The organism is Hoylesella enoeca JCM 12259 (genome assembly GCF_000613405.1).
GTDB lineage: Bacteria > Bacteroidota > Bacteroidia > Bacteroidales > Bacteroidaceae > Prevotella > Prevotella enoeca.
The window spans coordinates 1-12,061 of the sequence record NZ_BAIX01000055.1; the positions used below are offsets into that span (position 1 = coordinate 1).

Here is a 12,061-nt window from a genome sequence, read left to right on the forward strand (position 1 = left end):
TAAAAAGTGGTTGCCGGAGTTTAAGGAAGATCGGGCGGAAATCCAACGTCGGCGTATCATCGGACGTGTAGTCGAGCGGCGTCCGTACAGCATTCTTTGGCAATATTACGTTCGGGGACGTCATCGATTCAGCGAGTTGGTCTGACGAATATTTCTTTCCCATTTCCTTGTTCATGTTTTTTCGCATGGTGTTTAACGGCTTTTCGGCGTGCAACTAACCATTAGTTGCACGCCGTTTAAGTATTAGTTGCAACGCTTTTGTTCATGGCAAACAAAGGCGTTAAAGTGCAACTGTTCTCGCATTTTATGTTATGTCTGTTAATAATATCTAACAGTAAGCGATTTTTTTGTTGTATAATTTGCAGGGATTGATAAAATCTTTTACCTTTGCACTCGCAAAAACGAATGGTGCCATAGCTCAGTTGGTAGAGCAAAGGACTGAAAATCCTTGTGTCCCCGGTTCGATTCCTGGTGGTACCACTCCTCCTTTCATAAGTCCGGTCTTTTTGTAAAGGTCGGGCTTTTTATTTTCTTTTTCTTTTCAGACCATATTATATATGTTGCCAGAGCGTCATTCTTCGATGACCGTTAGCACATCGTCGCATACGCGAAAATGAATATCTAGCCCGGCAAAAGGCATTCCATAGGTTTTTGAAGGATCGTTTTGGTAATGCGGCCGTGGGTCTAATGACAGTGTTTTGTGTAATGCGGCGAGTTGGTTAGGTGTGAGTCGGGCAGCAAATGCAGGCGGAATCACCACTTGCAAACGACGGATAGCAGTGTGATCAACAAATCCACTGCGAGCTTCGGGATGACTATCGGCATATACAATATAGGGTTTGATGTCGGCAATCGGCGTTCCGTCCATCAAATCTCCACCCAAAACGTGCAGCACCGGACCTTGATCGGTCTCCCATTCCACGTGAGAAAGTCGGACGGATGACAGTCCCAAAGCATTCGGACGAAATGGAGAACGTGTGGCGAAAACGCCCATGCGTGTGTTCCCACCTAACAAAGGAGGACGCACCATAGGGCTTGTGGCTTTGCTTTTATTGGCTGAAAACTCCCAAATCAGCCACAAATAATCAAAGCCTTCGATGCCTCTCAACGCATCGGGATTACGAAAACGGGGAGTGAAAACAATCTTTCCTTCCAACTCTTCTACCAATCCGCTCTGCTTGGGAATGCCGAATTTGGAAGTGAACAACGAATGAAAATGAGCTATTGGCGTTAATTCCATGTCGCAAAAATAATTATTTTCCTCTTATAGAAGCTTTTTTCCTTATTTTATTTTGTCATTTTCACAAGTTGATATACCTTTGAACCCAGAATTTAAGAATATGAAAAAAGTTGGTATCAGTAAAAATACTCTTTTTAGAGAGATACGTGATTATGTCTCGATAGCCATTGCCATGCTGTCATATTGCATCGGGTGGACACTTTTCTTGTTGCCGAACGATATTACGACGGGTGGTGTTCCGGGTATCTCCTCTATCATTTATTGGGGACTGAACATACCGGTTAACATTACATATTTTATTATCAACGCCATTCTGTTAGTCATTGCGTTGAAGATTTTGGGGTTGCGCTTCTGCATCAAAACCATCTATGGTGTTATCGTTTTGACCATTGCAACTTCCATCACCACGCAATACACCAAGGATTTACACTTGCTTCACGATCAACCGTTTATGGCAAGTGTCCTCGGAGCTGTCTTCTGCGGATGCGGAGTGGGTTTAGGACTCTCATCGAATGGCAGTTCCGGTGGAACGGATATCATTGCGGCAGTCATCAATAAGTATCGGGATATTTCCTTAGGACGTGTGATTCTGCTCTGCGATATTATTATCATCTCGTCCAGTTACTTCGTTTTGCACAGTTGGGAAAAAGTGATTTATGGCTATGTTGTGCTCTATATCACAGCATTTTGTGTGGATCAGGTGGTCAATTCGATGCGACGTTCGGTGCAATTTTTTATCATTTCGGATAAATATGAGGAAATCGGTAATCGAATTAACCTCAATCCACATCGCGGATGTACGGTAATCAATGCACAAGGCTTTTATTCCGGACATAGTGTTAAGATGCTCTTTGTACTTGCTAAGAAGCGGGAATCATCCGTGATCTTCCAATTAATCAATGAGATCGATCCCAAAGCATTTGTTTCCCAAAGTGCAGTGATTGGCGTATACGGTGCTGGTTTCGATACGTTTAAGGTGAAGAAGAATAACAAACAGCCTCAAAATGCCGGACAGATAGAAAACTGATTGATTCCGACAGCCCCCTAATAATAAGATACCGAATCATTGTTCGATGTCTTATTATTGTTTATATGGCTTGACTCGTTTGGTTTTCCTCAGATGAGTTCGTTATTTTATGTGGATCAAGGGGGATAATTTATCTTAAAGGTCTAGGCTTTTTGTGAAAAGATTTATGTTTGTTTTCGCATTGACGTATTATTTCTTTATATTTGCGAACAATTTTTATATGATGAAATTTCAGATGAAATCAAGGATATGGATATGTTTGGTCTTCTCACTGTGGGCGATAATGACGATGGGACAAGGACTCACAAATGCAGAGAAGGCGCGCTCGCTGAACGGACAGATGAGCCGATTGCTGGAAATTCTGAATGCAACCGATGACTCTTCCTTTTATTATTCCACGGCGATGGATGCAGTAAAGACAGCGGTGTTGTGTGATTTCTATGACAGCAAACCCGATGAGCGGGGGCTGAGTAAACCACAATTCAGAATGTCAAATGCGAAGCGAATAAGTCCAGTCAGAGACAGATTGGTGGAAGGCGGATTGTTTTATTATAATCATCGGCGTAATGCCGAAGCCATGAAAGCATTCGAATTGTATATTGAAACGGCTGATAAGCCTTTGTTTAAAGAAACAGGACAGGAATTGGGATTGGTAACTTATTATGCCGGTCTGTTGGCTTATGGAATGAAAGATTATGTCAAAGCCGAATATTATGCTGATTTGGCATTGCGTAATCCGGGGTATGCGCGAGAGGCTGCCGAACTCAAAATCAACTGTATGAAAGACAAGTTGGTGAGCAAAAGTGATTCGGATCGATATATCAATACACTCACCGAATTGCACAAACAAGCTCCCGAGAACAATAATTATTTCTCGATGCTGATGGATTATTACACATCGCCGGGCCAACAAGAAGGTTTGGAACGATTTGTGAAGACTGAGCTGCAACGCGATTCGACCAACCAAACGTTGTGGATGTTGCAAGGTGAGACAGAGATGAAGCATCGCGACTGGGACCAGGCGATTATGTCTTACAAACGATCGGTGGCGATCGATTCGATGCTTGTTCCTTCCCTATATAATATAGGCATTTGTTTCTGTTCGAAGGCTGTGGCCATGAAAGATTCGCTCGTGGATAACCGAGGACGACTGACAAAGCCTGCCCGCGTGAAGATACGGAGCGTTTTTGCTGCGGCTTTACCGTATTTAGAACGAGCGCGGCGACTGGATCCCGATCGGAAAACGGTGGATTGGGCAGCGCCCTTGTATCAAATCTATTTTGTTTTAGAGGATAAAAACAAGACAGCTCAGTTGAAACCCTTGCTTCGACAGGGCGATGAACGACAGGAAGCGAATAAAGGAAAGAAATGATGAGAAAGTTGTTAGCAGTTATAGTCATGGCGTTCAGTGTCTTCGGTGTTTGTGCACAGAAGAAAGAGATAGCCATTGCCAAGGATTGGGTGAAGAAAGGAACCAACCTGGTCAAGGCCGAACAAATGATGACGGAGCTGCTTGGCGATAGTGTCAATCGGGCAAATGTGAATATCTGGACCGTGCTCTTCGATGCGATTAAGAAGCAATACGACCAGGGAAATGAGCGATTGTATCTGCGACAACCTTATGACACGGCGGAGCTTTTTGTCTTGGGTAAGAAGATGTTTACGACATTAGAAGGGTTCGATTCGCTCGATGCGAAACCCGATCGCAAGGGACGCATTCGTCCGAAAATGCGCGATAAGCATGCCGAGTTGCTGAATGATTATCGCGCAAACTTGTTTAACGGCGGGATGTTTTTTATCAATAGGCACGATTATGGGGCTGCTTATGATTTCTTTCACACCTATTTGGATTGTGCCAATCAGCCGCTCTTTGTGCGTTATCGTTATGCCGAAACCGATAGACAGATGCCCCAGGCAGCTTATTGGGCCGTCTACTGCGGTTATAAGTTGAAGAACCCGAAAGCCACCCTGCGTCATACGTATTTGGCTTTGAAAGATACGGCACATTATAATTATATGCTGCAATACCTTGCTGAGACTTATCGGATAGAGAAAGATACAGCGCGCTATGTGGAAATGCTGACAGAAGGATTTGAGAAATATCCGAAGTTCCCGTTCTTTTTCCCTCGGCTTATCACCTATTATTCAGAGAAAGGTGAGATGGAAGAAGCCATGAAGGTGGCTGATCGAGCCTTGACAGTGGACAGCACGAGTGTGATCTTTCGCTTTGCCAAAAGTTCTCTGCTGCTCAATGTGGGACATTACGCGGAGTGCATACGTCTTTGCGATGAGCTGATAGCCGTTAATGACAGCCTGGCTGATGCCTACTTGAATGCCGGTTTAGCCTATTTCAATCAGGGAATAGAACTTGATAAGAGCACGGCAACTTCTTCCAAGCGTCGGCAGGCGGTGCAGGCATATTATCGGCAGGCATTGCCTTATTTGCAAAAATATCGGGCATTGGCGCCCGATCAGCGCAACAAATGGGGCATACCGCTTTATACGATTTACCTGAATCTGAATATGGGTAAGGAGTTTGATGAGATTGATCGAATGATGAAGACTAACTGATAACGCCTTTTGCGATGAAGATAGATATAGAGAAGATATTGGCTAAGTTAGGCTTTGCCGGTTTGAATCCGATGCAGCAGGATGTGTTGCATGCTGTTTTGCATTCGGATCGGGACGTGGTTGTGCTTTCGCCCACGGGATCAGGCAAAACCTTGGCTTATTTGTTACCGTTGGTGCAGATCCTCGATGCCGGAAATGATGAGGTGCAAGCGGTTGTTGTTGTCCCCGGACGCGAATTAGCCTTGCAGTCGTCCACCGTCCACCAAAGTCTGGGTAGCGGCCTGCGTTCTTGCTCCTGTTATGGAGGGAGAATGACGATGGATGAGCATCGCATGCTGAAACAAGTGAAACCGCAACTCGTGTTTGCTACACCCGGTCGCTTAAACGATCATCTCGATAAGGGAAACATTCGTCCTGGTGCGATCAAATACCTCATTATCGATGAGTTTGACAAATGCTTGGAGATGGGATTCAGTGCAGAAATGCAGGCGCTCATTGATAAACTGCCGCATGTGGAGCGCCGGATGTTGCTGTCGGCAACCGATGCCGAGGTGATTCCGAAGTTCGTCAATATGGGCCGCAGCATCCGAATCGATTATTTGGATACTGACAGTCAGGTGGTCGAACGCATACAATTATATAAGGTGTCGAGTCCGGAAAGAGATAAACTGAATACATTGGATCATTTGTTACGCAGCCTTGGCCGTGACAGTAGCATTGTTTTTCTGAATCATCGGGACAGCGTGGAGCGTACCAACGATTACCTTGCGCACCAGGGCTTCACAACAAGTATGTTGCACGGAGGCATGGATCAAAAGAAGCGTGAGGCCGCCTTGTATAAGTTCGCGAATGGTTCGGCCACAGTGCTTGTCTGCACTGATCTCGCTTCTCGCGGTCTCGACATTCCGGATGTAGATAACATTATCCACTATCATTTGCCCGAAAGCGAGCAGGGCTATGTGCATCGGATAGGACGCACGGCTCGTTGGCAGAAGTCAGGTAAGGCATTTTTTATCTTGGGTCCTGATGAAACTATTCCGACCTACATTCATGAAACGGCAGAAGTCTATTCTCTTCCAACAGAGTTATCGTCTCCCGCACAGCCTCGCATGGCTACGCTCTATATTGGGAAAGGCAAAAAAGACAAACTCAGCAAGGGCGATGTTGTTGGATTCTTGTGTAGGAAAGGTGGATTGCAAGGCACAGATATCGGCCGCATCGATGTGAAAGAGCGTTATACTTACGTTGCCGTTTCTCGAGATAAAGTCGACAGTTTGCTCACGCATGTGCTCGGCGAGAAGATCAAAGGCATCAAGACAGTGGTGGAGCGAATACGATGAAAGCTCAAGAATTAGAAAAATGAGGTTTCCGCCGCGGCGGAAACCTTCCCCGACGAAAAAATAATGTTTCCGCCGTGGCGGAAGAGCAGAAAATTGTAAAAACAACGTTTCCGCCGCGGCGGAAACGACAAAAACGAATAAAATGAGCTTTCCGCCCGGGCGGAAACGTTGCCGAGAGCCATTTGGCTAAATTTCCCTGGGCGGAAAGCTCATTTTATTCATCATCCAAAACATTTCTATCATGAAAATCAAAGAATTTAAAAGAAGTGATCTCCAAAGCATGGAGCACTTCCAGTTTGCCGGCCACATGCTGGCGATGTGTAAAATGGCCAAAGTTAAGAAACTCAACCCGTTGCTCACCCCGCTCGAGGCGGCTATTGCCGTCTTTTTTGTCCTTTGGCTGTGTTGAGTACGTGTGTGGTAGTTATGGGTAGGGGGGAAGGGGGTGTAACTGAATATAGCGTTTGTCTTATGCTCATTCTATGTTATAGTTTGTTTTTTTCTTTGGCGGTTTAAGAATGTTTATTTACCTTTGCTGCGGTTAAGCAATGGTTCTTCGCTCTTGACTGAGGGAGGTGGGGAATCAGAATAAGAGAGTAATAATGAAAAAAGTAAGTATAGATGGCGGCGCTATGATGCAAAAAGACTTTGGTCTCTGTACATTTTTTAACGCTTTGTATTTGGCTATCTCAGAAAAAGTCTTAACACACACACACACATTCTAACTGGCATCAAAGCTTGGTTTTACGCGTACGCGCGCGTGAAACCGCATGGCCTTTAGGCCGAGACCTGCAAAGGAATCTCAAGAAGCAAGAGAGATTCTTTTGTAGTTTTTTTGTTATTTACCGATAAAGAGAATTGTATAATAGATAAAAGTAATTTATAAACAATTATGATCAAGCTTATGACAAAGAGAAAAGAGAGTAACATGTCATTGGAACGCAGGGATTATGTGAGTCCGATGTGTCGCGTGACAGAATTGATGAATGAGGGAGTGATCTGTGTTTCGGTGGGACCCGACGCAGGTGGTTCGACCATGCCCAACTGGGATAACAAAGGCGAGCACGATGCCGGAACCGTCATCATCGGAGACGAGAGTTCTATGGCGCCTGCCAAGCAAAGTGGATGGTTTGATGACGAGGATGGTGTTTAAGTAATGATTGACAATCAGTGATTGAGCATTGCCAATAGAGAGTTTTCTAATTGAGAGTTTAATAAAACAAGTAAAACAATGAACAAACAAATGATTTTGTCTGGTCTTCTAAGCGTAGCCTTGCTGTCACTGACGGCATGCGGCAACGACGATGACAAGACGACAGACGATGGTCAGAAGGATACAGCACAGACCATCGGATTCAAGCTGAATTTTGCCGACTATAATGCCGAGCAGGAACTGGATGTGACTCGCGCTGCCAACCGACAGGATACGATTGAGCAGCAGACTGTGGACCTGGGCAATGGTCTCGTTGCCTTGATGACGTTGCAACGTGACACGGAGCAATCGCCCAAGCAGGCTGCTACGCGGTCTTTGGCAGATGACACCTATACGATGCTGGCTTATGATGCTGCCACGCATGCTTTCAAAGGCGACGTCACAGGAACAGTATCGGGCGGCGTGTTTACTGCGACATCTGCCAACAAGCATATCAGACTGGCACCGGGCAATTATGACTTCGTGTGCTTTAACAGCAAGGTAACCCGCAGTGGTAATACGCTGACTGTGTCTCGTGCCGATGCGGGCGAAGCCTTGATCGGGCGTACCACACAGACCATTACAGCGACGCCGTTGCTACAAGAGGTGCCGTTCACGATGCTGCACATGGGAGCCAAGGTGCGGATGAAGCTCACTGGCTATCGGGCTTTTTCAGGTGTCAATGGCACGTTGGCTTCGGTGGGCGGATCGGTGCCGGGCACAGTGGTTTACGATGCTGCCACGGGCACACAAACCACGGGGAGTGGAGCCGCGATGTCAGCGAATCTTACCTTTGGTTCAAGTTCGGACACTTACACCGGCACGCATATCGGGTATAGTGGTCAGGAGACTTTCTTTGTACCGGGTACGAATGTGGCGGGACTCAGACTCACGTTCACCAGCGGAACGATTTATCACAGAAACATGGCCAATTCGGCCCTCACGTTGCATCCCAACTCGCCCATCACATTGCAGCAAAATGGCGCTTATGTGCTGAATGTGAAGTTGATGTATAGTTTCCTCTATCTGATGAGTGACGGCAGCACTGCTTATCAATAAAACCATATTCGGCGGTGGCACCAAGACGCCTGTGGGCGTGGTGGTGAGCAAAGCAACAACCTGGCCATAGCGTTGCGCGACGCTAATAACGGCGCCCAATACGCCTGGTCGTATGGTTGGAGCAGCACGACGCAATTCAACACGACAATGTCGGATGACTTCTCTACGAATCTCAGCGATATGCGTGGTTATCAATATACTTGGACGGGTACATATTGCACGCCGGCTTGTGACTGGTATGCGCCACGAGGGTCCAGTGAGATGTCACCGGGTCAACCTGCTTTCCCCGCCTTTTATGCTGCCGGAAACCACACACCCCGCATCAATGGCGATCCGTGGCATTTGCCAACGGTGGGTGAGTGGTCTTACGTGTACACGGCCTTGGGCCTGGGCGACCGCAGCGTGCTGAGTAACTGGGACACATACACGTGGGACGGCGATTTTGCCAACCTGGCTTTCGATCAAGTGCAGGGGCAGCGCATCAATAAGATGTATTGGACCAGTTCGGAAGCTACCAGTTGGTGTGCAGGAACCGTGTCAATCAACGACACGCAGTTTAATTGGGATCACACTGTTGGCAAGGGTGGAGGTAGTCTCAGCGTGCGTCCCTTCATCAAATACTGATCCGGTCGTCGAGCAGTATACGACTTGTGCCTGTCTACTCGTATAGAGCTGCCCCAGCGGTATACGACTTGTCGGCAGATCGGTTTGATCGGTCGAGGATGGCGTTGCCGATAGCTCTATGAGCAGCAAGCAGATTAGGAATCGCCGCAAGCAGTTCACGCTTGCGGCGATTTGATTTGATCCGCCTGCGAGTGACGACTATGCAGACATGATAACACGGGGGAGATAGATTCTTCTCTGTCAATTCCGACCAGTCTCTTCCCGCCTCGATTAGATACTTGTTCGGCGGGAAAAGGCTGTTGTTTTTTTTCGGATTTGTGCATTTATGCAGGAAAAATGCTTACCTTTGCGCATCAATAATGAAGCGATATCAGTATGCCAGAAATATCTGTCAGAGGCTCAAGATGCCCCAATCACCTATCAGAAAGTTAGCTCCGCTGGCCGTGGCTGCTAAACAACGAGGGATCAAGGTTTATCATCTGAACATCGGACAACCGGATTTGCCAACGCCGCAAGTCGGGCTTGATGCTTTGAAGCGGATCGATCGAAAGATCTTGGAGTATTCTCCATCGCAGGGTTATCAATGGTATCGAGAAAAGCTGGTGGGATATTATCGGAAATACGACATCGATCTCACGGCCGATGACATCATCGTCACGGTGGGCGGGTCTGAGGCTGTGATGCTCGCGTTTATGAGCTGTCTCAATCCCGGCGACGAAATCATCCTGCCCGAGCCCACCTATGCCAATTATATGTCTTTTGCTTTGGCTGCCGGGGTGACGGTTCGCACCATTACCACGACGATCGAAGAAGGATTTGCGCTGCCCGGAGTGGAGCAGTTTGAAGAGCTGATCAATGAGCGCACACGGGCCATTATGATCTGCAACCCAAACAATCCGACGGGCTGCCTTTATTCGCGACAGGAGCTGAATCAGCTTCGTGATTTGGTGAAGAAATACGATCTATACTTGTTCTCGGACGAAGTGTATCGCGAGTATCGATATGTTGATTCGCCTTTTGTCAGTGTGTGCCATTTGGAGGGCATCGCCGACCATGTTGTGATGATGGACTCGGTGTCGAAGCGTTATTCCGAATGCGGCATCAGGATCGGTGCGCTGATCACGAAAAACAAAGAGGTGTATGCCACTGCGCTGAAATTCTGCCAGGCCCGCCTGTCTCCTCCCTTGCTCGGACAGATCGTGGCCGAAGCCTCTTTGGATACCCCCGAGGCTTATCATCGTGCCGTTTACAGCGAGTATGTGGAACGTCGCAACTGTCTCATCGACGGCTTGAATGCTATTCCCGGTGTCTACTCGCCGATCCCGATGGGCGCTTTCTACACCGTGGCTAGACTGCCGGTGGACGATGGCGAGAAATTCTGCCGCTGGTGTCTGGAATCGTTCGACTATGAGGGCGAGACCGTGATGATGGCCCCCGCATCAGGATTCTATGTCACACCGGGCGCCGGCGTGGATCAAGTGCGTATAGCCTATGTCTTGAAGAAGACAGATCTCCAGCGGGCGCTCGTCATCCTTCGGGCTGCCTTGGCTGCTTATCCGGGTCGTACTAACAACGAATAGATGAATTTCCCTCTTTATATTGCACGCCGTATTTATCACGAGCAGGGCGACCGACGCAAGGTGTCGCGCCCTGCCATTCGTATTGCTACGGCAGGAGTGGCTATCGGATTGGCTGTGATGCTGATCTCGGTGAGCGTGGTTTTCGGATTCAAGCACACCATCCGCGACAAGGTTGTGGGATTCGGGAGTGACATTCAGGTGGCCGATTTCATGACTTTGCAGGCCTCCGAACAATATCCTATCTGCATGGACGACTCGATGATGAGCGTGCTCCGCAAGACGCCCGGCGTGAGACATGTGCAACGTTTTGCCATCAAGCAGGGTATTCTCAAAACCGACACCGACTTTCTCGGGGTGGCTTTCAAAGGCATGGGACCGGAGTTTGACACCACTTTCATCCATCAGAATATGGTGGAGGGGGTCATTCCGCGATTCTCCGACAAGGAGAGCGGCAACCGAATCTTGGTTTCTAAATCGATGGCCGACAGGCTTCTGCTGCGATGCGGACAGAAGATTTATGCCTATTTCATAGATCATAACGGGGTGAGAGCACGCCGATTCACAATCTCGGGTATCTATCAGACCAATCTCTCGCAATATGACAAGGTGATCTGTTATACCGACCTCTATACCGCTGTCAAACTCAACGGTTGGGAGAGCGATCAGGCTTCGGGGGCCGAAATAGCCGTCAAGGACTTTGATCGCGTCGACGACGTGGAGAAAATCTTGGTGGATCAGGTCAACCGAACGCAGGACAAATACGGCGAAACCTATTCTTCGCAGACGATAATGGATATCAATCCGCAGATCTTTCACTGGCTCAGTCTGCTCGATCTCAACGTGTGGATCATCCTCGGGCTGATGATTGCGTGGCAGGTGTGACGATGATTAGCGGTCTGCTCATCATCATTCTGGAACGCACAACAATGATCGGCGTGCTCAAAGCGCTCGGCGCCCGCAACCGAACGATCCGCCACACCTTCTTGTGGTTTGCCGTGTTTATGATCGGCAAGGGGCTGTTGATCGGCAATATGATCGGTCTCGGTCTGATCACGTTGCAGCGACTCACCGGCCTTGTAAAGCTCGACCCGACGACTTATTATGTCAGTACGGTTCCCGTGGAATATAATATCCCCCTGTTTGTGCTTCTAAACGTGGCCACATGGCTCATCAGCCTTGTCGTCCTCATTGCTCCGAGCTATCTGATTTCGCACATCCATCCCGCGAAATCGATGCGCTATGAATAAAATATTGATCAAACATTTGCACAGTTAAGATTAATTATTTATCTTTGCCGCCAGTTTTCTTTCGCCCCCTAAGTTAGGGGGATGGGGTCTGAACAAGAGAGAGACCGATCAAAAAGAACAAAAAAGAGATGATAAAAGAAGCAAATATAAATAGCCGTAACGCGATGCAAAAGAGCACCAA

General features: G+C 47.7%; 9 protein-coding genes, 1 tRNA gene and 2 pseudogenes. 11 read left to right on the forward strand and 1 reads right to left on the reverse strand.

Annotation, left to right across the window (positions count from 1 at the left end):
• Window positions 1-407: 407 nt before the first annotated feature.
• A tRNA-Phe gene (locus JCM12259_RS11330) sits at window positions 408-480 on the forward strand.
• A 91-nt stretch (window positions 481-571) separates the two neighbouring features.
• On the opposite strand, the gene tsaA is transcribed toward JCM12259_RS11330, so the two are convergent.
• Window positions 572-1,240: a tRNA (N6-threonylcarbamoyladenosine(37)-N6)-methyltransferase TrmO gene (tsaA, locus tag JCM12259_RS11335; protein ID WP_025066541.1), complete on the reverse strand. Its 669-nt coding sequence runs from the start codon at window positions 1,238-1,240 to the stop codon at window positions 572-574.
• A 100-nt stretch (window positions 1,241-1,340) separates the two neighbouring features.
• Between tsaA and JCM12259_RS11340 the strand changes: the two genes are divergently transcribed.
• From JCM12259_RS11340 to JCM12259_RS15290, 10 genes and pseudogenes are all read left to right on the forward strand, one after another.
• Window positions 1,341-2,267, forward strand: a complete 927-nt coding sequence (locus JCM12259_RS11340) for a YitT family protein (RefSeq protein ID WP_025066542.1) — start codon at window positions 1,341-1,343, stop codon at window positions 2,265-2,267.
• Between the two features lie 220 nt (window positions 2,268-2,487).
• Complete coding sequence (locus JCM12259_RS15275) at window positions 2,488-3,639, forward strand: tetratricopeptide repeat protein (protein WP_148299622.1); 1,152 nt, start codon at window positions 2,488-2,490, stop codon at window positions 3,637-3,639.
• Window positions 3,639-4,838 (forward strand): tetratricopeptide repeat protein, encoded by a 1,200-nt coding sequence (locus JCM12259_RS11350; RefSeq protein ID WP_025066544.1) that lies wholly within the window; start codon window positions 3,639-3,641, stop codon window positions 4,836-4,838. Before JCM12259_RS15275 ends, JCM12259_RS11350 begins: the two co-directional genes overlap by 1 nt.
• A 14-nt stretch (window positions 4,839-4,852) precedes the next feature.
• The gene (locus JCM12259_RS11355; protein WP_036888994.1) at window positions 4,853-6,178 is read left to right on the forward strand and encodes a DEAD/DEAH box helicase; all 1,326 of its coding nucleotides are present in this window, start codon (window positions 4,853-4,855) and stop codon (window positions 6,176-6,178) included.
• A 241-nt stretch (window positions 6,179-6,419) separates the two neighbouring features.
• Window positions 6,420-6,587 (forward strand): hypothetical protein, encoded by a 168-nt coding sequence (locus JCM12259_RS16815; RefSeq protein WP_156409609.1) that lies wholly within the window; start codon window positions 6,420-6,422, stop codon window positions 6,585-6,587.
• 495 nt (window positions 6,588-7,082) lie between these two features.
• The gene (locus JCM12259_RS11365) at window positions 7,083-7,331 is read left to right on the forward strand and encodes a hypothetical protein (protein WP_025066546.1); all 249 of its coding nucleotides are present in this window, start codon (window positions 7,083-7,085) and stop codon (window positions 7,329-7,331) included.
• A 78-nt stretch (window positions 7,332-7,409) separates the two neighbouring features.
• A complete protein-coding gene (locus tag JCM12259_RS15280) occupies window positions 7,410-8,429 on the forward strand; it encodes a hypothetical protein (protein ID WP_025066547.1) in 1,020 nt (339 codons plus the stop codon).
• A 72-nt stretch (window positions 8,430-8,501) separates the two neighbouring features.
• A complete protein-coding gene (locus JCM12259_RS15925; protein ID WP_025066548.1) occupies window positions 8,502-9,053 on the forward strand; it encodes a hypothetical protein in 552 nt (183 codons plus the stop codon).
• Window positions 9,054-9,428: 375 nt separating this feature from the next.
• Window positions 9,429-10,633, forward strand: a pseudogene (locus tag JCM12259_RS15285) (pyridoxal phosphate-dependent aminotransferase).
• Window positions 10,634-11,880 (forward strand): annotated as a pseudogene (locus tag JCM12259_RS15290) (ABC transporter permease). It begins immediately after the preceding pseudogene.
• Window positions 11,881-12,061 lie beyond the last annotated feature (181 nt).